Here is a 22713-nt window from a genome sequence, read left to right on the forward strand (position 1 = left end):
AACACAAAATAATAGTCATTCAAATAACAGGAACGTTTTTGGTTTGAGGGATAGGGCATTTAAGCTATTTAAACCCATAAATAAACTATAAACAATTTGAGCATCTAAATTTCAACAGCTTCTGGTGAAAATGATTATTTTTACAAAAATATACTTTGATAAATGGAACGAGATACTTTAATTTTTGATTTGATTGACAGGGAATTAGACCGTCAGGAAAATGGCCTTGAGCTGATTGCTTCAGAGAATTTCGTAAGCAAACAGGTAATGGAAGCTGCGGGTTCAGTATTAACTAACAAGTATGCTGAAGGCTTACCAGGCAAACGTTATTATGGCGGTTGTCAGGTAGTTGATGAGGTTGAGAACATTGCGATTGAACGTGCAAAAAAACTATTTGGTGCTGAATGGGTAAATGTTCAGCCGCACTCTGGTGCACAGGCTAATGCAGCTGTGATGCTGGCAGTAATACAACCTGGCGATAAGATTCTGGGATTTGACCTGTCACATGGCGGGCACTTAACACACGGTTCTCCTGTTAATTTTTCAGGTAAATTGTATCAACCACTTTTCTACGGAGTAAAAAAAGAAGACGGGCTGATTGACTATGCAAAACTGGAAGAAGTGGCTTTGGCTGAACGTCCAAAACTGATTATCTGCGGTGCATCTGCTTATTCAAGAGAATGGGATTATGCATTTATCCGTAGCGTAGCTGATAAAATTGGTGCATTGGTTCTTGCTGATATATCACATCCTGCAGGACTGATTGCAAGAGGCTTGCTGGCTAACCCGCTTCCGCACTGTCATATTGTAACCACAACGACCCATAAAACACTGCGTGGTCCTCGTGGCGGACTGATCATGATGGGTAAAGATTTTGAAAATCCATTTGGTTTGAAAACTCCTAAAGGGGAAACCAGAATGATGTCATCCGTTTTAGATATGGCTGTTTTCCCTGGAACTCAGGGTGGACCATTAGAGCATATTATTGCAGCTAAAGCAATTGCATTTGGCGAAGCTTTAAGTGACGAATATCTTGTTTATATCAAGCAGGTACAGGCTAATGCTCAGGCAATGGCAAAAGCATTTGTGAACAGAGGTTACGGTATCATCTCCGGAGGTACAGATAATCACTTAATGCTGATCGATCTGCGTAATAAAAATATAACTGGAAAAGTTGCAGAAAATGCGCTTGAAAAAGCAGATATTACCGTGAACAAGAATATGGTGCCGTTTGACGATAAATCTCCTTTTGTAACTTCAGGTATACGTGTAGGAACTGCTGCAATCACAAGCAGAGGATTTAAAGAGCAGGAAATGGAGAAAATTGTTGATTTAATAGATCAGGTTTTAACTAATCCGGAAGATGATGCCCATTTGAGTGAAGTGAGAAGACAAGTGACTGAATTGGTTGCAGGTTTTCCATTATACAAGTAACAAATACGGGTTAATCAATTATGCCAATAAATACAGGAGTATTATCACCTAGTGAAAAGGAAAGATTATGTGCTTTGTACACATATCACATCCTCGATACTCCCGTAGAGAAAAGCTTTGATAACCTTGCCAGACTGGCAACACAAATATTTAATATGCCCATTGCCTTGATTTCTCTTCTGGATAAAGAGAGGCAATGGGTTAAATCTGCTGTCGGAACCGAAGTAAAAGAGTTCCCCCGTGAACAATCCTTTTGTGAATATACGATCAGAGGAAATAGTGTATTCGAAATTCCCGACACTTTACAGGACAGCCGTTTTGCTGATTACCCCGTAGTCACAGGTACACCCAATGTCAGATATTATGCCGGAGCACCGCTGATTGATGATAATGGATATGCCCTTGGTACGCTCTGCCTGTTTGATCAGGTTCCCCGTCAACTGAATGATAATCAGAAAGATATTCTAAAGAGTATAGCTGAAGAAGTTGTAGTGCATCTGGTTCTGAAAAAGAAAGATGAACAGATCCGCTCGAGCGTTACGCGTTGTCAGGAGCTGCTGGATATTACCGGTGTCTCACCGGAAATTCATTGTATTCTTGATTTCAGAGGAAAGGTTTTGTTTGTTAATGAAGCTGTGACCCGTTTGCTGGGCTATACTGTAGCCGAAGCAATGGAACTGGGGCTTTTAGATGTATGTTATCCTGAAGATGTTCCCCGGGTTATCAAAAGTATCGAATCGGGGCTGAAAAGCAATTATAAAGAACTTCATATTGATTTCCGTGTAGTTGGCCGGGATCAGATCATTCGCTGGATCAGCTGGTCGCTGGTGTCCAAGAATCGCCGCTGGTATACCTATGGCAGAGACATCACCGATAATAAAAAGATTGAGAGTGATTTGATGCGGTTGTCTTTTGTGGCCAGTAAAGTCAATAATGCTGTAGTGATCAATGACGCAGATAACCATGTAACCTGGGTCAATGCAGCCTTTGAGAAGATAACCGGCTTTAGCCTGGAAGATGTCAGGGGAAAGCGTCTTGGAGATTTGATTATCGGGCCCAATACTGATCTGGAATTAATTGCAGAAGTAAGAAAACTGACTAAACAACGTCAGTCTTTTACGATTGATATGCTTGCTTACCGGAAAGATAAGAAGGAAATCTGGCTGTCAGTTTATAATACAGTCGTGCTCGATGACAGAGGTAATGTAGACATCGAAGTTGAAATTATTATTGATATTACGGATAAAAAACGGGCAGAAGAAGAGCTTCAGGTCTTGTCTATGGTAGCCAGTAAAACCAATACCGGTGTTAATATCCAGGATAATGAAGGCATTACAACCTGGGTAAACCAATCCCTTGAAAAATTAACCGGATATAAAAAAGAAGAACTTTACGGACATCATTTAGGTAACATTCTCTCTCCGAATTTTTATGATCAGGAGCTGATTGCCACGTCGAGAAATAAGAGCAGGAATAATCAGTCTTACACCATAGAGGTACATGCAGAGAAAAAGGACGGATCACCGATCTGGTTATCTGTTTCCAATACACCTATTATCAATAATAAGGGAAAAGTTGAACGGCAGATAGATCTGATATCAGATATTACACAGCGCAAGCAGGTAGAGAAAGAAATGATTGAGGCCAAAGAACAGGCATTAAAGCTCAGTGAAGCTAAAGAAATGTTCCTTTCGGTCATGAGTCACGAAATCCGGACTCCTTTGAATGCCGTAATAGGTATGACACATTTACTGTTGGATAATGACCCTAAAATATCACAGATCGATGATCTGAATATTCTGAAGTTCTCTGGTGAAAATCTGTTGCATATCATTAATGATATTCTGGATTTTACAAAAATGGAGACTGGTAAAATGGAGCTGGAAGTTTTCCCTTTTAACTTGAAAACACTGGCCAATGATATAGTGAATTCCTTGCAGGTAAATGTCAGAAAAAAAGGAAATCAGTTAAATCTGGTTTTTGATCCGCTGATACCTGCACTGGTTTCGGGCGATAAAAACCGTTTGTACCAGGTCCTGATGAATTTTCTGGGCAATGCGATCAAATTTACAGAGAATGGTCAGATACAGCTTAAACTGAGTCTGGCAGGAGAGAGCGATGAAAAATCAGTGATCCGGTTTGAGATAGCCGATAATGGAATTGGAATTCCCAAAGACAAACAGAATTATATCTTTGAAACCTTTACCCAGGCAAAAACTGATATCTCCAGGAAATACGGAGGAACAGGTTTGGGGCTGGCTATTACCAAGAAGCTGCTTCAGATGTTTAATTCAGATATTATTGTAGACAGTACAGAAGGTGAGGGAACAACTTTTTCATTTGAAATTGCCTTCAGTAAAACAGCAGAATTATCAGCACCTCCCGGAAACAGTACAGAAATGAGTGTTTTTATTGGCAGGAAAATTTTGGTGGTGGATGATAATGAAATTAATATCCTGATAGCCAAACGCATTTTAAGTAAGTGGGGGCTGGAAATTGAATCAGCAATTAATGGATATGAAGCTATAGAGAAGATTATGACCGAAAGTTATGACCTGATCTTTATGGACATTAAGATGCCAGGAATAGATGGTTTTGAGACTACCGGTATTATCAGAGATATTAGCGGGTCATATTATAAAAACGTTCCTATTATTGCACTGACTGCTTCTACACTTAAAAATGATCATTATAAGTTTAAAGAATGCGGTATGAACGGACATGTTTTAAAACCGTTTAATCCCGAAGAAATCAAACATCTGCTTTTTGGATTTCTGTCCAGAAAAAAAGAGTAGACAAGTCCCTTACTGATAACCTTAAAAACAAAGAGCCGGAAATCTATTACAGAAATTCCGACCCCTAAATTAACGCTCTCAGATAATAAACCAGTTTAGGAGCTGATTTGTTTGAACTCAAATGATTTTTTTTATAAAAGGGTCTGAATCAGACGAAAAAAGATAATTATGGAAGCCTTAAAAGATAAAGGGCCGATATTTCTATAAAGAAAATATCGACCCTTACCATCTAAATTAACGCTCTCGAATATATAAACGAGCATAAAATCAAAATGTTATTCATCAGCATAATTTTTATTGTAAATAATTTTAAGCTGTAAAAGCTATTGCCGCAATAGATAGCCTGCTTAACCCATTGTCCAGCAATATCTTTCCGCAAGCCTCCAATGTGGCACCTGTAGTGATGACATCATCAATCAGCAGTACATGTTTGTTTTTCAAAAGCCCGGGCTGAAGAATTTTAAATGCAGTCTGCATATTCTCAAAACGATTATATCTGCTTTTTTTAGTTTGTGTAGCTGTATTTTTCTGCCGGATGAGCAACCTGGTGTTTACCGGCAGCTGTAAAACTTTAGCTACCCCATCTGCAATGCATTTACTTTGATTATAGCCCCTGCTGTATGCTTTGCTCCAGTGAAGCGGTACCGGAATAATCAGGTCCGCTTTCATTTCTGATCCGGTTTTCAGGAGTTTTTCACCAAGCATGCAGCCCAGTAAGTATCCGGCATCTTTCTGTCCTTTGTATTTTAACTGATGAATCAGCTGCTGAACTTTTGTTCCTCCTTTTTTAAAATAAAGCAGGGCGATGACCTCATGACAATGAATTCGCCCCCAGAACAGTCTGGCAGCAGGATTTTCAGGATAAAGATGAAAATCGGTATAGGGGAGGTCATACAGACAGCCAGTGCAGATGGTTTTTTCACCATAAAATAAGGCTGTTCCACAGGCATTACAATAGTCCGGGAACAGTAAATGGAAAAAGTCGGCAGTAATACGTTTAATCAGGAACATATGGTAATGTAATCCCGATTAAGCAGAATCAGTTAAATTATGCCTGATCTTTTACAGCAAGCTGACCGCAGGCTGCATCAATATCTTTACCACGACTGCGTCTGATATTTGTATTGATACCCTGACTTTTCAGATAATTAGAGAAAGCATCGATTTTATCTCCTTCAGCATTAATGAAATCTGCAAACTGAATTGGATTATATTCAATCAGGTTAACTTTGCAGGGTACATGCTTACAGAATTTGGCCAGATCCATTGCATCCTGAATTTCATCATTAAAATTATTGAAGACGATATATTCGTAGGTAACAGGATTTTTTGTCTTGGCAAAATAGTATTTTAAAGCCTCAGCCAGAACTTTTAAGGTGTTCTGTTCATTGATAGGCATAATTTCATTTCTTTTTTTGTCATCAGCAGCATGAAGTGAAAGCGCCAGATTGAACTTTACCCCGTCATCACCCAGTTTCCGGATCATTTTAGCAATACCTGCAGTCGAAACGGTGATTCTTTTATACGACATATTTAAACCATCAGGAGCAGTAATCCGCTCTATGGATTTTAATACATTGGCATAATTCAGCAGTGGTTCTCCCATACCCATATAAACGATATTGGTCAGGGGAGCATTGTAGTTCTTTTTCGCCTGCTGATCAATTAATACAACCTGATCATAGATTTCATCCGCATTAAGATTACGTTTTCTATCCATATAACCCGTTGCACAGAATTTACAGGTCAAACTACAACCAACCTGAGAGCTTACGCAGGCTGTCATTCGTTCTTCCATCGGGATTAATACCCCTTCAACGATGTTTCCATCGTACAAACGAAAAGTGTTTTTGATAGTATGATCATTACTAAACTGCGAATTATTTACCTCAACAGCATTGATGGTATAATTCTCATCCAGTTTCTTTCTCAGATCTTTAGACAGGTTACTCATTTCCTCAAAAGAACGTGCAGATTTTTCCCAAAGCCACTGGTAAACCTGTTTGGCGCGGTAAGCGGGTTCTTTCATTTCAGTAAAGTGCTGCTGAAGCTGGATCAGACTCAGAGAACGGATATCAGTTTTAGTTATTACTAGCATTTGATGCAAAGTTACCTAAAAATAATAAGCCACCCAATTTTTCATTGGAACTTACTTGTTTTTAGTAAGTTATGAAATTTGTATGACCTTTTGCCGCTGTTATTCGGCTAAGGTCATACAAATGATATCGAATGGGTATTCAGAACGAATAACCCTGATGTGTTTGATTTTAGTTCAACTAACGTTTCGGACTTTTGGTTTTTGCTCCTGCTGCACCAGGTTTTCCATTCGCTGGTCTGACCGATCTTCTGCTCGGTCCGCTGCCTTTGAACCAGTCATTGGAAGCTGAAGGAGCCTTGAAAGAAGAGCCTGAAGCAGGTTTTGCTTTAGATCCCCTTGCCGGTTTTTCAGTTCTTTCGCCTCTTGCCGAAGCTGCTCCCGGAGTTTTTCCTTTAGACGGTCCCGATGGTCTCGCTCTGAAGGCTTTTTTAGGAGTGACATTAGCTTCTTCCGGAGCCTCTTTTGTTTTTTTAGCCACTCTTTTTGGAGCCGTATGCTGAGCAGAACTTGATTTGGCAACCAGTTTATTGATTTCATCCTGTTCTTCAGGAGTTAATTCTCTCCATTCCCCTACAGGTAAACCTTTAAGGTTGATATTCATAATACGGGTACGTTCCAGTTTGGTCACTTCAAAACCGAAATGCTCACACATTCTTCTGATTTGTCTGTTCAAACCCTGAATCAAGGTGATTTTGAATATAAAAGGACTCTCTTTGGTTACTTTACATTTTTTGGTCATTACCCCTAAAACAGGGACACCTTTGGCCATTCCGGTAATAAACTGGTCTGTAAGTGGTTTATTTACCGTTACCAGGTACTCTTTTTCGTGGTTATTACCCGCACGAAGAATTTTGTTAACCAGATCACCATTGTTGGTCATGAAGATCAGCCCCTGAGAATCTTTATCTAGTCTTCCGATAGGAAAAACTCTTTCACTGTGGTTTACATAATCAACAATATTACTTTTTACACCGGCTTCGGTAGTACTGGTAACACCTACAGGTTTATTGAAGGCAAGTAAAATAGAGTTTTCTACCTGTTTAGGCTCAATTGTCTGTCCGTTTACCGTAATCAGGTCACCGAAATAAACCTGGTCGCCAACTTTGGCTTTTTTGCCATTAATAAACACATTTCCCTGTTCAATGTATCTGTCTGCTGCTCTGCGCGAGCACATGCCGCTTTCACTAATGTATTTATTTAATCGGGTGGTAGAATCGGACATAATAGTATTTCTTTTTACAAAGTAATCAATTTATACCCATATATACTATCAAAATTATTGTTTATCGTGCTATTCTTTAAAAAACGTGGATGATTTCCCCCCTTTTATTCTCTCACCGGAGGAATAAACCTTAAAAATCAGCATTCTTTTTTTTGACAGGGAACCGGCAATAATCAGCCTCAGCGAGAGCAAAACAGAAAACCCCGGTTGGCGCAGTAAACAGTGTTTTTAATGCGGTTAAAAACCGTGTTGAAAGGACATTGACAGGGGGTTGGAAGGACGTTGGAAGGACCTTGCAATGACCCTGGTCCTTCCAACCCCCTTTTAATGTCTTCTCAATGCCCTTAGAACACCTGATCAGGCCCTTTTCTGGTCAGGTCTCTCCGGCAGATTTCAGGCGAAAGCCAAATTCTCGGTATATTCTTTTATGCTTTGGGCAGAATAACCGTAATTTGTAAATATGAGTTCTTATTTGTCGGCAACATGGATTTATCCGGTCAGCAGCGCACCTTTAAAAAATGGAATAATTGCGGTCAGCGATGACGGTATCATTACAGCTGTGCTGACTGCGCAGGAAGGAGAAACGCTAAATATAAAAGACATCAGGTATTACGATGGCGTACTGGTACCCGGACTGGTCAATACACATTGTCATCTGGAATTATCACATCTTGTCGGAAAAATACCTGAACATACCGGTTTACCGGGTTTTGTACAGCAGGTGATGCAGCAAAGACAGGCTTCTGAGCTTGAAATTGAACAGGCCATGCAGCTTGCAGATACAGCAATGTATAACAATGGGATTGTTGCCACCGGCGATATTTCCAACCAGATATATTCCAGAACGGTAAAACTCAGCAGTAAAATTTACTATCATACCTTTGTTGAGGTGATGGGTTTTAATCCGGCACGTGCAAAGGAAATTATTCAGAAAGCAGTAGAAACCAGAGCTGCTTTTCAGCCTTTAAGAGCGACGGTTGTTCCTCATGCTCCTTATTCAGTTTCTGAAGAACTGTTTAAAGAGATTGCGCAGGAGTCAGGAGCTGCAGCTGACTCAGTCTCTATCCATAATCAGGAAACAGCTGATGAAAATTTGTTTTTTGAATATAAAAAAGGGCATTTTCTGAAACTCTACGAATTCCTGGGTTTAGACATCAGTTTCTTCCAGGCAAAAGGGAAAACCTCTCTGCAATGTTATCTGCCGCTTTTATCGGCTGCTGCAAAAACATTACTGGTGCACAATACTTTTACCACCAATGAGGATATAGCATTTGCCGGTGCACAGCATCCGCATCTTTACTGGTGTTTATGTCCCAATGCGAATTTGTATATTGAAAACAGATTGCCCGATGTCGCTTTGCTGCAGGCAGCCGGAGTGATGATTACTCTGGGAACAGACAGTTTAGCAAGCAATCATCAGTTAAGTATCCTGGCCGAGATGAAGACACTGCAGGAATATCAGCAGATTCCTTTTGAGGAGTTATTGTGCTGGGCTACACAAAACGGAGCGTTGTTCCTGGGGATGGAATCAGAGCTGGGCAGTTTTGAAATAGGAAAGAGGCCGGGGGTGAATTTGATTGAACAGCTGGAAGATGGGTTGATCACCAACAATACGCGTATTCAGAGAATAATATAAATATATATGTCAAATCGTATCACTTCTTTATTTAATATTCAATATCCGATTATTCAGGCGGGTATGATCTGGTGCAGCGGCTGGAAACTTGCAGCTGCGGTATCAGCTGCTGGTGGCTTAGGGATTATAGGGGCAGGTTCTATGTATCCTGAAGTGTTACGTGAGCATATTCAAAAAATCAAAAAAGCAACAGACAAACCATTTGCAGTAAATGTGCCGCTGCTTTATCCGAATGTTGAAGAGATTATGCAGATACTGGTTGCAGAAGGTGTGAAAATTGTATTTACATCTGCAGGTAATCCGGCAGCATGGACAAGCTTTCTGAAAGCCGAAAATATAACCGTGGTACATGTGGTGGCCAATACTAAATTTGCGTTGAAAGCAGAGGCCAGCGGAGTTGATGCCATAGTGGCCGAAGGATTTGAAGCCGGAGGACATAACGGAAGAGAAGAAACGACAACGATGTGTCTGATTCCGATGATTGCAGATACGGTGAAAATTCCTGTGATTGCAGCTGGAGGTATTGCCTCAGGACGCAGCATGTTAGCTGCAATGGCCCTGGGGGCTGATGGGGTTCAGATAGGTTCTGCTTTTGCAGTGGCCGAAGAGTCATCAGCACATCCTTCCTTCAAACAAAGGATTATCGGAGCGGCAGAAGGAGATACTAAACTGAGAATGCAGAAACTTGTTCCGGTACGGTTATTAAAGAACTCTTTTGAATCTGCTGTCGCTGCGGCCGAAGCTGAAGGTGCAGATGCAGAAACATTAAAAGTTTTGTTAGGGCGTGCCAGAGCAAAATCAGGTATGTTTGAAGGAAATCTGGAAGAAGGGGAACTGGAGATTGGTCAGGTTTCTGCATTGCTGAAAGAAATTAAGCCTGCGGCTGCTATCTTAAATGAAATATGGCAGGGATTTCTGACCGAAAAAGACAGGATCAGTCAGTTCAATTATTAAACCGGCTCCCGGCTGGCCGTAGCAGCCGGAATTAAAAATAAAACAGAGAAATGAAGCAGATAATTATAAGAATAACAGGAAAAGTGCAGGGAGTGGGGTTCAGATATACCACAAAAGTAGTAGCCGATCAGATGGGGGTTCGCGGAATCATCAAAAATGAAAAAGACGGCAGTTTATATATTGAAGCTGAAGGCGACGATACCCTGCTGGATATTTTTGAAGAATGGTGTAATGAAGGGCCGGACCGGGCTAAGATAGAAAAGGTAGAGATCACACCCGGAGAACTGAAAAACTATCGTAATTTTGAAATCATTAAGAAATAAGTCGCTTTATTATCCGTTTAACCATATCAAGTGTCAGTTTTAAAAAAGTTTTTAGGTCAGACTGCAGTATATGGTGTCAGTACCATATTATCCAGACTACTCAATTTTATATTAACTCCTATTTATGTCAGGGCATATCTGCCCGGCACCTTTGGTATTTTGACCAAACTTTTCAGCTATGCCTCACTGATTAATGCGGTACTGGCCTTTGGAATGGAAAGTACTTATTTCAGGTATCTGAATAAACATGAAGATAAAAAAGACGCAGTATACAATAACTCCTTTATCTGTATAGCCTTTATTGCAGGGCTGTTTCTGATTACAGGATCTGTTTTTGCTGATTCAATTGCTGCCTGGATTAATAACGGGGAGCAGGCCCAGGTACTGGACTATCAGAAGTATGTGAGATATTTTGTGGGAATTTTATTTGTGGATGCCATCTGTGTCATTCCTTTTGCTAAAATCCGTGCAGATAATAAGGCATTCAGATACAGCGTGATCAAGTTCCTGAACATTGGTAGTTTTGTTGGGCTGAATCTTGTTTTTATTTATGTTATTCCGGCAATCATCAAACATCATCTGCCCCTGTCGGCCTGGTTTGAAAGCTGGTATCATTATCAGTGGGTAGGTTATGTTTTTATCTCTAATCTGGTTGCAAGTATACTGACCTTTTTGTTGTTACTGCCTGAATTTATGCAGATCAGGTTTAAATTTGATAAAGAGTTATTTTTAAAGATGATTTCTTACAGCTGGCCTATACTGGTAGCCAATCTGTCTTTTATTATCAACGAAAATCTGGATAAAATTGTACTGAGTAAATTGTTACCAAAGGCAGTGGCTGATATTGATGTCGGAATCTATGGGGCAGTCTGTAAGATTGCAATTTTCTTAAGTATTTTTATTACTGCTTTCAGACTGGGAGCGGAGCCGTTCTTTTTTAGTCACGCCAAACAGGAGAATGCAAGAAAAACCTATGCTACAATTCTGCATTATTTTGTAATTGCACTTTCCTTATTGTTTGTTGCTTTAGTAGCCAATATTGAGATCCTGAAGTATTTCATCAAGGGAGATAAAGCACATACTGCCCAGTACTGGTCAGGGTTGCCGGCAGTGCCCTACCTTTTATTCGGGTATGTCTGTCTGGGAATTTATATGAACCTCTCCATCTGGTACAGACTGTCAGATCAGACCCGTTTCGGATTGTATCTGTCTGTAATTGGTGCGGTGATTACTATTGTTTTTAATTTTATACTGATCCCGAGATATAGTTATATGGGGTCTGCATGGGTTTCTATGCTGGCTTATTTTGTGATGATGGTGATGTCTTATATACTGGGGCAGAAATATTATCCGATTCCATATCAGTTAAAGCGGATCTCGGGTTATTTAATTACTTCGGTAATCCTGGTGATTCTGTCTTTCTGGGTTTTTAACAGAAATATCTTTATCGGAAACGGATTGCTGCTGCTGTTCTTTGCAGGGATAGCTTATATAGAAAAAGATGAACTTAAAGTGCTTCTTTCCAAAGGAAAATAACAAGAGCCTGCCGGAACAGGGCAGGTTTAATAACAAATAAATATAACAAGATGAAGATTAACATTATCAACAAATCAGGACTGGCATTGCCTCAATATGAAACTGCACATGCAGCAGGCATGGATATGAGAGCTTTTGTAACCGAAGAGCTGGTGATTAAGCCGATGCAGCGTGTATTAGTACCAACTGGTTTACATATTGAACTTCCGGTAGGCTATGAAGCACAAATCCGTCCGCGCAGTGGTCTGGCCTATAAACATGGAATCAGTATTGTAAATTCTCCGGGAACAATTGATGCTGATTATCGCGGAGAGATCAAGGTATTGCTGATCAATCTCTCAGATACTGATTTTGTAGTCAATAATGGTGACCGTATCGCACAGATGGTGATTTCAAAACATGAGACCATTACCTGGGAAAGTGCAGAAGAATTAAGTGATACTGCACGTGGTGAAGGTGGTTACGGACATACCGGTAAATAGAAGATCAAATGAACAGGATAGTTGTTTTATGTAGTATACTTCTGCTGGCGCTGCAATCAGCCGCTCAGCGGACACCGGTTTCTGCCAGAGACAGTGTACGCATTAAACAACTTTTCTTTGCAGGTCTGAGTGATAAACTCAAAGAGAATTATGCAAAGAGCAATGATAGTTTTAGTAAAATAACCGCGATTGATGCAGATAATGCAGCTGCGTGGTATGAAATAGCCTTGTTAAACTTCAGACAGAATAAAATGCCTGAAGCAGAAACGGCGATAAAAAATGCAGTCAGGATTGATCAGAATAATTCCTGGTACTGGAAACTACTGGCCGAACTTTATAAAAGTACCGGCAGTATGGATCGCCTGATTCCTGTTTTTGACCAGCTGATCCGTCTGGTTCCGGGACAGCAGAGTTATCAGTTTGACAGAGCTAATGCCATTGCTATATCTGGCAGAAAAGAAGAGGCGCTGGCTGCTTATGCGTTGCTGGAAAAAAAATATGGCCCATCAGAATCTCTGGACAGAGCCCGCCGCAGAATTACAGATGGTCCGAAAGAGGCTGCTCCGGCAGTAAATGGCACTGAGGCTATGGCAACAGCTACGCTGTATCTTTCACAAAAGAAATTTCAGGCGGCATCCGTTGTGCTGGAAAGTATTGCAGGCACACATCAGGATGATCCGCTTTTTCTGGCACTTTATGGAGATGTACTCTATGAAACAGGGAATCTGCCGGCAGCACTCCATCACTATAAAAAAGCACTCAGATTAACTGATCAGCTTTATGGCGTATGGGAGAAAGTGCTTAATATATCCATCCTGATGGGGCAGTATAAACAAATGATCGCTATTGGCGAAGATGCACTGTCTGTCTATCCCAATCAGGCCATTTTATATTATTATATGGCCTTCGCCCTGCACAGGGAAAATCAGAATCAGGCGGCAATGGAGCATATCCGGTCTGCTATGGCACTGGATGGTGAGAATAAAGAATTACAGGCCCTGATCCTGGCTTTGCAGGCTGAAATTCTCATTGATCAGGGAAAAGCCGCAGCTGCTGATGCTGCTTTTGAAAAGGCAGTCAAGCTGGACCCGCAAAATTATCTGATTATGAACAATTATGCCTATTACCTGGCGTTAAGAAATGAGAATCTGGATAAAGCGGTATCTTTGATTACTGTTGCAGCCAGGGCTTTACCACAGGATGCTTCTATAGCTGACACTTATGCCCTGATTTTGCTGAGGATGGGACAGTATGAGCTGGCCAGAACATGGATAGAAAAGGCGCTGAAGAATAATGAAGCTGAAAATAGTGTGTATCTTGAGCATTACGGAGATATTTTATTTCATACCGGAGCACCCGACGATGCCTTAATTCAATGGAAGAAATCCCGGGATGCCGGGAATGACTCTCTCCTGTTAAAAAGAAAAATAGATGAGAAAAAGTACTTTAAGAAATAATCTGCTGGTTCTTTTGCTGTTAAGCACGGTTATGGCCTGCAAAGCAAAGAAAAATCTGGTTAAGGCACCTGATGTTCGCCCTCTGCCTGTAGTAAATAATCACATGGCAGAAAATCTCTTGCTGCTGAAAGGGAAAGACATTCCATTTAATACTTTGTCACTTAAAGGAAAAGTAAGTCTGGAGATGAATGGTAATGTCAATAATGTGAGCATGACTATCCGGATTCAGAAAGATCAGAAAATCTGGGCAAGTGTGACTGCTATTGCCGGAATTGAAGTAGCCAGGGCATTGATCACCCCGGACAGTGTACTTTTACGTAACAATTTACAGTCAGTAGGCGTGAAAAAACCATTCAGTTACCTGAACAATTTTACCAGCAAACAGGTTACTTTTAAGACGCTGCAATCTATCCTTTCGGGGAATACCGTTGCTGAATTTACCAATGATCCGGATGCGCTTGATTCGGATACTGGTGTATTTAAAATCAAAGGTGCTCAGGGAGAACTGGCCTATCAGGTTCTGTTCAATACACTGCTAAAGACTTCAGAGCTGAGTATGAATGAGGTGAAAGCTGGAAAATCACTGAAAGTTGCCTATTCAGATTATCAGCAGGTGACTGATGCATTATTTCCTTCGGTGGTGAGAATCAATGCTGTTTCGGGTGTTAAGATAACCAACCTGGCTTTTGACTTCTCTAAAATAGAGCGCAATGTTCAACTTGATTTTCCGTTTACTCTTCCTAAGAGGTTTGAGATAATAAACTAATTTTTTTATACTTTTGATGCAATGAAGCTACACAAATTACTTTTGTTTCTCCTGTTTATTACGTTTGCGTCAACGGGCTTTGCCCAAAGCAGTTCTCAGTTAAAGAGAAAAAAGGAAGCTATCCAGCGTGAAATTGAACTTTTGCAGAAAAATCTGAATAAAGCGTCTCAAGGTAAAAAGCTTACTTTGAGTGAGATACGTGCGTTGAGTGCAAAGATCAGTTTGATGCAGAATAAAATCACGGTGATCAATTCAGAAATTAAAAACCTGGATAACGAGATCCATGAGAATAAAAACACCGTACATTCATTGCAGGGACAGCTGGCACAGCTTAAAAAAGAGTATGCCGGAATGATCAGGTTTGCACAGCGCAATAAAAATTCATACGATAAGATGATGTTTATTTTCGCTGCGCGTGATTTTAATCAGGCTTATAAAAGAATAAAATATTTACAGCAATTTGGCCAGTACCGTAAAAAACAGGCTGATTATATACAGGGAACGGAAAAGAATCTGAATTATAAAATTGTTGTACTGGATAAGAGTTTAAAAGCAAAAAGCAGTTTACTGCATGAGCAGGAGACTGAGCAGAGTAAACTGGCAAAAAACAAAAGTGAACAGGCTTCTGTCCTGAATAAATTCAGTAAACAGGAAAAAGAGTTTGGACGTGATATTGCCAAAAGAAAAAAACAACAGTCCGCTATTGACCGGGAGATTAGAAATGCGATTAACCGTGAGATTGCTTTAGCGAGAAAGAAAGCAGAAGAAGAGGCCAGAATTGCGGCTGCAAAGGCCAGGGCAGAAAGTAAACCAGCTCCTGTTGAGAAAGCAAAAACCAATAGTAATTATCTGACTTCAACTCCTGAGGCAGCGAGATTATCGGCGGGATTTGAAAATAACAGAGGACGTTTGCCGTGGCCGGTTGCAACAGGATCTATTACAGAAGGGTTTGGAAGACATACTGAAGGTCAGGCGAGCTATAGTAATGACGGGGTGAATATCATGACCAGTGACGGCGCAAATGTACGTGCAGTATTTGGTGGTGAGGTATTGTTTGTCAGAGTTATACAGGGTATTTATGTGGTGGCGATACGTCATGGTGATTATTTTACAATTTATCAGGGCTTAAAGTCATCCGGTGTATCAAAGGGTGAAAAAGTAGAAACCCGCCAGAGTATCGGTACGGTTGCCACTACGTCTGATGGGGCTGTATTGCATTTTGAGATTATGAGAGGACAGTCAAAACTGAATCCTGAATCCTGGATTGCAAAATAATTAAGAACGGACATTAACGGAACATTTTCAGCAGAATGACCAATGTATCAGTTTAATGACATTAGAAAGCCATTAGAACTGACATAAAATACAAGAGGTGCGCCTGAAAAATGTTTATATTTGTTACCATAATAATTGAATGGATATGTATACTGGAATAGTATTAGAATTTTTAAATATGGGCGGCAGTGAGATCATGCTTATCCTTGCAGTTGTATTGCTGTTATTCGGAGGTAAAAAATTACCTGAACTGGCAAGAGGACTGGGAAAAGGAATAAGAGATTTTAAAGACGCTTCGGAAGGAGTGAAAAGAGAGATTCACCGGAATATAAATGCAATGGATATTGAGGATGAAATCAAAGCTACTGACGCAGCTTATCCTTCAACTCCAAAAACAGGCACAGAAGCTCATGATGCAAACAACTCTGCTCATGTTGATCCTTCTGCACCGGTAACAGTACCTGCGGAAACTCCAGCTGCAGAAACCCCATCGGAAATAGAAAAAAACAAAATTTAACTCAATAACCATGTTAAACACAACAATATTAGCAGCACTGGGTACCCCAGAGATCATTATTATTCTAGTAGTTGTTTTGCTGCTTTTTGGCGGTAAAAAAATTCCTGAATTAATGCGTGGACTGGGTAAAGGCGTTAAAGAATTTAAAGATGGTAAAGACGGAGCAGATAATGATCCTGTTGATACTAACAACACACATAAACCACAATAGGTTTATCAGAATTTAAACAGATTTAATCCCTTTTTATAATTGAAGAAGTATAACTCTCTGTCAGAGATACAAGCGCTTATTGCACAAAAAAAGCTTGATCTTCCTGATTTACTCGACTATTATTTTACGCAAATAAAAACACAGCAACACCTCAATGTATTCAATGAGGTGTTTGTTGATTCTGCCAGTAAACAGGCAGTTCATGTTCAGCAGAAAATAAATAATGGTACAGCCGGTAAACTGGCAGGGATGGTGATTGGTATAAAAGATAATATTCTTTATAAGGATCATATTACTACTGCATCTTCAAAAATGCTTGAAGGATTTATTTCTCCTTATTCTTCTACCGTTGTCAGCAGATTGATTGAACAGGATGCCATTATCATTGGCAGAACCAACTGTGATGAATTTGCAATGGGCGGCTCTAATGAAACGTCTTATTACGGCCCGGTAAAGAATGCCGCAGATACTGAAAGAGTAGCAGGTGGTTCATCGGGTGGTTCTGCAGTAGCAGTACAGGCTGACATGTGTTTAGCTGCACTGGGCACCGATACTGGTGGTTCGGTCAGACAACCTGCAGCATTCTGTGGTTGTTTTGGTTTAAAGCCAACTTACGGCCGCATTTCAAGATATGGTGTCATTGCCTACGCTTCTTCCTTTGATCAGGTTGGGCCGGTTACCTCTTCGGTGAGTGATGCTGCATTACTGCTGGAAGTACTTGCAGGAGCTGATGAGGATGACAGTACAGTATCGCGTTTGCCTGTTCCGGATTATCTGTCAGCACTAAATACCTCTTCTCCAAAAAAGATTGCTGTATTAAAAGAAACACTGGAAAGTGAAGCTCTTGATCCTGAAATTAAGACTGCGATTCTGCAGGCAATAGAAGAGTTTAAACAACAGGGGCACACGATTGAGTATGTGTCTTTTGATCTGCTGGACTATCTTGTCCCTACTTATTATGTACTGACAGCAGCAGAAGCATCTTCTAATCTTTCCAGATATGATGGGGTGCATTATGGTCACCGTAATCTGCAGGCAGAAAACCTGAATCAGTTGTATAAAAAATCCAGAGCTGAAGGTTTTGGAGAAGAAGTGAAAAGAAGAATCCTGCTGGGTACTTTTGTACTGAGCGCAGGATATTATGATGCATACTATCAGAAAGCGCAGCAGGTAAGACGCCTGATCAGAGAAAAAATTGAAACACTTTTTACAGATTTCGATATTATCCTTACACCGGTTGCACCCACGCCACCGTTTAAAATAGGTGAAAATATACAGGATCCGCTGGTGATGTATATGGCCGATATTTTTACTGTACTGGCCTCATTAACCGGGGTTCCGGCAATAGCTATCCCTCTGGGCAATAATAAGCTGGGTTTACCGTTAAGTCTTCAGTTAATGGGTAAACACTTTGACGAAGGAAGCCTGCTTTCGCTGTCACAGAGTTTTACTTATTTATTTCCACCCGGATCATAAACCAAAGATAATAATTGCATTATTGCAAGGACCGCCTATGAAAAGAAATGTACTTATCCTCTCATTTTGTCTATTAACCTTCGCCGCTTTCAGCAGCAGCGCACAACAAAAGATCAACAGGCTGGATTCCATTTCTCCGATCAGCTTTCTGTCCACTACATATACAGGTGATACTACTGCAGTTCCCCAGGTATTGGAAAACCCACTGTTTTACAATTATAATTTTGCCTATAAAAAGCGCCTGGATTCCATTCAAAGAGAAATTCCTTTGAGCTATAATGAATCAGTGCAGCGTTATATTGATGTTTACAGCGGCAGAAAGGATATGATGGGTAAAATGCTCGGACTTTCTGAATACTATTTCCCGATATTTGAAAATGCACTTAAAGCTTATGATGTTCCTTCGGAACTTAAGTTTTTGCCAATCATAGAATCTTCAATGAATTCTCATGCTATATCCAGGGTCGGTGCGACAGGATTATGGCAGTTTATGTTCTCCACAGCCAAAGACTATGGATTAAACATGGATAATTTTGTAGATGAACGCAAAGATCCTATTCAGGCCAGTTATGCGGCTGCGGCCTATTTTAAAGCTGCTTATCGTGAACTGGGTGACTGGTTACTGGCTATTGCTGCCTATAACTGTGGTACCGGTAATGTCAACAGGGCTATTGCCAAAGCACATTCAAGAGATTTCTGGGCAATCAGACCTTTCCTGCCACAGGAAACACGCAATTATGTTCCTGCTTTTATTGCAGCGATCTATGTGATGAACTGTCCTGATAAACATCAGATTAAAGCGCAAAAATCATTATTTGCCATTAAAACCGATACGATACAGGTGAGCAGATTCGTCTCTTTACCAGAACTGGCTCAGGCTCTGGCAATGGAAGAAAGTGATCTATGTACGCTGAATCCTTCCTACAAGAAAAAAATCGTTAACGGATCAGCAGATCAGCCCAAGCGTATTATCATACCCAAGGTAAGTCTTGCAAATTTTGCAGGTATTTATGAGGTGCTGAATAACAATGTCGTGGAAACCAGTACCCGGGTTATTCTTGCTTCCAATGATGACAGAAGACTGCATAAAAAGCAGAGAGCCTCTGCAGAAAGCGGGCATGGGATTAAATATCACAAAGTTGGCGCCGGCCAGAATTTAAGTGCAATTGCCGATCGGTACAATGTAGAAGTTCAGGATCTGAAAGTATGGAATAAGCTGAAGGGAAGTAATATTGTTCCTGGTCAGCGTTTAATTGTTTCCAGAAAATCAGGAATTGCCAGAGTGAATGAGGGCAAATCCGGGAAGAAATACATTTCTTATAAAGCCAAAGGAAAATCGCGCTCAGGAGCATCAGAAAGGTTATAATATAGCCCCGTTCTTTTTGTTCATTCCTGTTCAGAATATCTTATTACTAAAATATTTATCCATATTCGTTTCGTGCAATCTTAAAAAAAAGCATTGATTAAGGCGGTTTAATTTTGCTTTTCAAGCGGTTGTGCTATCTTGTATAGATGTTTTAAATCTGCGTTAAATTTATGAACACCATAGTGTTTTTATTTTATAGGCATATTAAAAGAATTGTAACTTTGAATCTTTTATCCAAAACAAACGTATGAGCAAAATTAACAGGAAGCAAGATGCATTAGATTACCATTCGCAGGGCAGGCCGGGCAAGATAGAAGTTATTCCAACCAAACCGACTAATTCGCAAAGAGATTTAGCACTGGCTTACTCTCCGGGAGTAGCTGAACCCTGTCTGAAAATCGCAGATCATAAAGAAGATGTTTATAAATATACTGCTAAAGGGAACCTGGTAGCGGTAATCAGTAACGGAACAGCAGTTCTGGGACTGGGCAATATAGGTCCGGAAGCCTCTAAACCAGTAATGGAAGGTAAAGGCTTATTGTTTAAGATTTTTGCAGACATTGACGTGTTTGACCTGGAGCTTGATGCAACTAACGTAGACGAGTTTGTCAGTATCGTTAAAGCGCTTGAACCGACTTTCGGCGGAGTTAACCTGGAGGATATTAAAGCCCCTGAGTGTTTTGAAATAGAACGCAGACTGAAAGAGGTCATGAATATTCCGGTTATGCATGATGATCAGCATGGTACTGCAATTATTTCTGCAGCAGCTTTACTGAACGCCTGCGAACTGCAAAAGAAGAAAATAGCTCAAATTAAGATTGTGGTTAATGGTGCAGGTGCAGCAGCAATATCCTGCAGCCGTCTGTATATTTCCCTGGGTGCTAAAAAAGAAAACCTGGTGATGTGTGACAGATCCGGGGTTATCCGTAATACGCGCGAAAACCTGGATCCTACAAAAGCTGAATTTGCTACTGCAAGAAATCTGTCGACACTGGCAGAAGCACTGAAAGATGCTGATGTGTTTATTGGTTTGTCATCTGCTGATTGTGTAACTGCAGAGATGTTAAAATCAATGGCCCGTAATCCGATTGTGTTTGCAATGGCTAATCCTAATCCGGAGATAGCTTATGAGCTTGCTGTCAGTTCACGTAAAGATCTGATTATGGCTACAGGCCGCTCTGATTATCCTAACCAGGTGAATAATGTACTGGGATTCCCTTATATCTTTAGAGGAGCTCTGGATGTAAGAGCAACAGGAATTAACGAGCCAATGAAGATAGCTGCGGTCAGAGCAATTGCAGAACTGGCAAAAAAATCTGTACCGGAAGCTGTTAATATGGCTTATAATGAAAGAAATATCAAATTTGGTAAGGAGTATATCATTCCAAAGCCAATGGACTCGAGATTAATTACCAACGTATCCATGGCAGTAGCCAAAGCAGCTATAGATTCTGGTATTGCCCGTAAAATTATTACAGACTGGGACGCTTACGCAGAAGAACTGAAACAAAGGCTGGGTGGCGATGATGCCATTATGCGTGCGATCACGAATAAAGCTAAATCTGATCCTAAACGTGTGGTTTTTGCTGAGGCAGATAACTATAAGATTTTAAAAGCTGCGCAGATTGTTAAGGATGAAAACATAGCTATCCCAATTTTACTGGGTAATAAAGAGGTTATTCAGCAAATTATTGAAGAAACAGCGCTGGAGCTGGAAGGCGTATTGATTATCGATCCTTTCCAGGAGCCTGAACGTATGGCTAAGTATTCAGAATCACTGTATCAGAAAAGACAGCGTAAGGGTATTACCCTTTTTGAGGCTACTAAATTAATGCGTGACAGGAATTATTTTGGGTCTTCGATGGTAGAATTTGGTGAGGCTGATGCGATGATTTCAGGACTGACTAAAAACTATGCTTCAACAATTAAACCTGCACTGCAGATTATAGGAACTGAAGCAGGAGTGAACAGGGTTGCCGGAATGTATATGATGATGACCAAGAAGGGGCCGGTTTTCTTTGGAGATACTACCGTAAATGTTGATCCTACTGTACAGGAACTGGTCGATCTGACTTTGCTGCTGGAACGTTCTGTAGCTAAATTTAATATACAACCAAGAATTGCTTTACTTTCTTACTCTAACTTTGGTTCTAATGATGGTGTTGTTCCCCAGAAAGTAAGACAGGCAGTAAAAATATTGCATGACAAGCATCCTGAAATTCTTGTAGATGGAGAAATGCAGGCAAATTTTGCAATTAGCAATTCATTATTAAAAGATAACTTTCCTTTTAGTAGATTAGCGGAAAGCCCGGCGAATACACTGGTTTTTCCAAATTTGGAATCAGGAAATATTGCCTATAAATTATTACAGGAATTAGGTGAAGCCGAAGCTGTAGGACCAATATTACTGGGGCTGAAAAAGCCGGTGCACATTGTGCAGCTTGGAAGTTCGGTAAGGGAGATTGTGAATATGGTGACTATCGCTGTACTGGATGTACAGGGAAAACAGGCGGGTGCAAAACCCAAAAGAACAGGATTATTAAGAAAAACGAGTAAAGAATAAAAATTATGTATGACTATATTGATGGCAGGCTGACTTTTAAGTGTCCTGCTTATATTGTGGTAGAGGCTGGTGGTATTGGGTATCACATCAATATATCATTGAATACCTATAGCAGTCTGGGAGATAGTGAGCGTTGCAAAATATATGTCTGGCTGCATGTTAAAGAAGATGCACATACTTTATACGGCTTTATAGATGAAGGAGAACGCAGACTGTTTTTACACCTGATATCGGTTTCCGGTATCGGACCAAATACAGGTCGTATGATGCTTTCGTCTATTACGCCTGCCGAAATTCAAACTGCTATAGTAAACGCTGATTTACCTTTGATACAACGTATCAAAGGTATCGGTGTTAAATCAGCACAGCGCTTAGTTTTAGAGCTTCAGGACAAATTGAAAAAAGAGGGTACGGGATCGCTGATAGCCGCACCACTGAATCATACTGTCAGAGAAGAGGCATTATCTGCATTAACGATGCTTGGATTTGCGAAAGCACCGGCAGAGAAAGCAATTGACAATGCAATTAAGAATGGAGGACAAGATTTAACTGTTGAACAGATGATTAAAATAGCTTTAAAGAACTTATAATACAAAACTACC

General features: G+C 40.4%; 19 protein-coding genes. 16 read left to right on the forward strand and 3 right to left on the reverse strand.

Features of this window, described 5'->3' with window-relative positions:
• The first annotated feature begins 162 nt into the window (after window positions 1-162).
• Window positions 163-1434: a serine hydroxymethyltransferase gene (gene glyA / locus PL_RS17305; protein WP_041878094.1), complete on the forward strand. Its 1272-nt coding sequence runs from the start codon at window positions 163-165 to the stop codon at window positions 1432-1434.
• A 20-nt stretch (window positions 1435-1454) separates the two neighbouring features.
• The gene (locus tag PL_RS17310) at window positions 1455-4229 is read left to right on the forward strand and encodes a PAS domain S-box protein (protein WP_052496031.1); all 2775 of its coding nucleotides are present in this window, start codon (window positions 1455-1457) and stop codon (window positions 4227-4229) included.
• Window positions 4230-4538: 309 nt separating this feature from the next.
• On the opposite strand, the gene PL_RS17315 is transcribed toward PL_RS17310, so the two are convergent.
• The 3 genes from PL_RS17315 to rluF form a co-directional block, all read right to left on the reverse strand.
• Entirely contained in the window at window positions 4539-5240 is a 702-nt protein-coding gene (locus PL_RS17315) for a ComF family protein (protein ID WP_041878095.1), read from the reverse strand.
• Window positions 5241-5277: 37 nt separating this feature from the next.
• Window positions 5278-6327, reverse strand: a complete 1050-nt coding sequence (rlmN, locus tag PL_RS17320) for a 23S rRNA (adenine(2503)-C(2))-methyltransferase RlmN (protein ID WP_041878096.1) — start codon at window positions 6325-6327, stop codon at window positions 5278-5280.
• Between the two features lie 178 nt (window positions 6328-6505).
• Window positions 6506-7549, reverse strand: coding sequence for a 23S rRNA pseudouridine(2604) synthase RluF (gene rluF, locus PL_RS17325; RefSeq protein ID WP_041878097.1), 1044 nt, complete (start codon window positions 7547-7549; stop codon window positions 6506-6508).
• Window positions 7550-8009: 460 nt separating this feature from the next.
• Between rluF and PL_RS17330 the strand changes: the two genes are divergently transcribed.
• From PL_RS17330 to ruvA, 14 genes are all read left to right on the forward strand, one after another.
• Entirely contained in the window at window positions 8010-9185 is a 1176-nt protein-coding gene (locus PL_RS17330; RefSeq protein WP_041878099.1) for an amidohydrolase family protein, read from the forward strand.
• Window positions 9186-9191: 6 nt separating this feature from the next.
• Window positions 9192-10139 (forward strand): NAD(P)H-dependent flavin oxidoreductase, encoded by a 948-nt coding sequence (locus tag PL_RS17335; protein ID WP_041878100.1) that lies wholly within the window; start codon window positions 9192-9194, stop codon window positions 10137-10139.
• A 50-nt stretch (window positions 10140-10189) separates the two neighbouring features.
• Window positions 10190-10462, forward strand: a complete 273-nt coding sequence (locus tag PL_RS17340; protein ID WP_041878102.1) for an acylphosphatase — start codon at window positions 10190-10192, stop codon at window positions 10460-10462.
• Window positions 10463-10492: 30 nt separating this feature from the next.
• Window positions 10493-11998: a lipopolysaccharide biosynthesis protein gene (locus PL_RS17345; protein WP_082035795.1), complete on the forward strand. Its 1506-nt coding sequence runs from the start codon at window positions 10493-10495 to the stop codon at window positions 11996-11998.
• A 50-nt stretch (window positions 11999-12048) separates the two neighbouring features.
• The gene (gene dut, locus PL_RS17350; RefSeq protein ID WP_041878104.1) at window positions 12049-12480 is read left to right on the forward strand and encodes a dUTP diphosphatase; all 432 of its coding nucleotides are present in this window, start codon (window positions 12049-12051) and stop codon (window positions 12478-12480) included.
• A gap of 8 nt (window positions 12481-12488) precedes the next feature.
• Window positions 12489-13937, forward strand: coding sequence for a tetratricopeptide repeat protein (locus tag PL_RS17355; protein WP_041878106.1), 1449 nt, complete (start codon window positions 12489-12491; stop codon window positions 13935-13937).
• On the forward strand, window positions 13912-14703 hold the full coding sequence (locus PL_RS17360) for a DUF4292 domain-containing protein (RefSeq protein ID WP_041878107.1): 792 nt from the start codon (window positions 13912-13914) through the stop codon (window positions 14701-14703). Before PL_RS17355 ends, PL_RS17360 begins: the two co-directional genes overlap by 26 nt.
• A 21-nt stretch (window positions 14704-14724) precedes the next feature.
• Window positions 14725-15978, forward strand: coding sequence for a murein hydrolase activator EnvC family protein (locus tag PL_RS17365; RefSeq protein ID WP_041878109.1), 1254 nt, complete (start codon window positions 14725-14727; stop codon window positions 15976-15978).
• Between the two features lie 145 nt (window positions 15979-16123).
• Entirely contained in the window at window positions 16124-16495 is a 372-nt protein-coding gene (locus tag PL_RS17370) for a Sec-independent protein translocase subunit TatA/TatB (RefSeq protein WP_082035798.1), read from the forward strand.
• Between the two features lie 10 nt (window positions 16496-16505).
• Window positions 16506-16706, forward strand: coding sequence for a twin-arginine translocase TatA/TatE family subunit (gene tatA, locus PL_RS17375; protein ID WP_041878111.1), 201 nt, complete (start codon window positions 16506-16508; stop codon window positions 16704-16706).
• A 39-nt stretch (window positions 16707-16745) separates the two neighbouring features.
• A complete protein-coding gene (gene gatA, locus PL_RS17380; RefSeq protein ID WP_041878112.1) occupies window positions 16746-18182 on the forward strand; it encodes an Asp-tRNA(Asn)/Glu-tRNA(Gln) amidotransferase subunit GatA in 1437 nt (478 codons plus the stop codon).
• Between the two features lie 37 nt (window positions 18183-18219).
• The gene (locus PL_RS17385; protein ID WP_082035796.1) at window positions 18220-19548 is read left to right on the forward strand and encodes a lytic transglycosylase domain-containing protein; all 1329 of its coding nucleotides are present in this window, start codon (window positions 18220-18222) and stop codon (window positions 19546-19548) included.
• Between the two features lie 247 nt (window positions 19549-19795).
• Window positions 19796-22111 (forward strand): NADP-dependent malic enzyme, encoded by a 2316-nt coding sequence (locus PL_RS17390; protein WP_041878114.1) that lies wholly within the window; start codon window positions 19796-19798, stop codon window positions 22109-22111.
• A gap of 5 nt (window positions 22112-22116) precedes the next feature.
• Complete coding sequence (ruvA, locus tag PL_RS17395) at window positions 22117-22701, forward strand: Holliday junction branch migration protein RuvA (RefSeq protein ID WP_041878115.1); 585 nt, start codon at window positions 22117-22119, stop codon at window positions 22699-22701.
• Window positions 22702-22713 lie beyond the last annotated feature (12 nt).

It is taken from the genome of Pedobacter lusitanus (genome assembly GCF_040026395.1).
GTDB lineage: Bacteria > Bacteroidota > Bacteroidia > Sphingobacteriales > Sphingobacteriaceae > Pedobacter > Pedobacter lusitanus.

Coding starts and splice junctions, on each gene's coding strand:
- PL_RS17360 (WP_041878107.1), top strand. CDS start 13,912: ATGAGAAAAAGTACTTTAAGAAATAATCTGCTGGTTCTTTTGCTGTTA.
- dut (WP_041878104.1), top strand. CDS start 12,049: ATGAAGATTAACATTATCAACAAATCAGGACTGGCATTGCCTCAATAT.
- ruvA (WP_041878115.1), top strand. CDS start 22,117: ATGTATGACTATATTGATGGCAGGCTGACTTTTAAGTGTCCTGCTTAT.
- PL_RS17390 (WP_041878114.1), top strand. CDS start 19,796: ATGAGCAAAATTAACAGGAAGCAAGATGCATTAGATTACCATTCGCAG.
- PL_RS17315 (WP_041878095.1), bottom strand. CDS start 5,240: ATGTTCCTGATTAAACGTATTACTGCCGACTTTTTCCATTTACTGTTC.
- PL_RS17365 (WP_041878109.1), top strand. CDS start 14,725: ATGAAGCTACACAAATTACTTTTGTTTCTCCTGTTTATTACGTTTGCG.
- PL_RS17310 (WP_052496031.1), top strand. CDS start 1,455: ATGCCAATAAATACAGGAGTATTATCACCTAGTGAAAAGGAAAGATTA.
- glyA (WP_041878094.1), top strand. CDS start 163: ATGGAACGAGATACTTTAATTTTTGATTTGATTGACAGGGAATTAGAC.
- rluF (WP_041878097.1), bottom strand. CDS start 7,549: ATGTCCGATTCTACCACCCGATTAAATAAATACATTAGTGAAAGCGGC.
- PL_RS17355 (WP_041878106.1), top strand. CDS start 12,489: ATGAACAGGATAGTTGTTTTATGTAGTATACTTCTGCTGGCGCTGCAA.
- PL_RS17385 (WP_082035796.1), top strand. CDS start 18,220: ATGAAAAGAAATGTACTTATCCTCTCATTTTGTCTATTAACCTTCGCC.
- tatA (WP_041878111.1), top strand. CDS start 16,506: ATGTTAAACACAACAATATTAGCAGCACTGGGTACCCCAGAGATCATT.
- PL_RS17370 (WP_082035798.1), top strand. CDS start 16,124: ATGTATACTGGAATAGTATTAGAATTTTTAAATATGGGCGGCAGTGAG.
- PL_RS17335 (WP_041878100.1), top strand. CDS start 9,192: ATGTCAAATCGTATCACTTCTTTATTTAATATTCAATATCCGATTATT.
- PL_RS17340 (WP_041878102.1), top strand. CDS start 10,190: ATGAAGCAGATAATTATAAGAATAACAGGAAAAGTGCAGGGAGTGGGG.
- rlmN (WP_041878096.1), bottom strand. CDS start 6,327: ATGCTAGTAATAACTAAAACTGATATCCGTTCTCTGAGTCTGATCCAG.
- PL_RS17330 (WP_041878099.1), top strand. CDS start 8,010: ATGAGTTCTTATTTGTCGGCAACATGGATTTATCCGGTCAGCAGCGCA.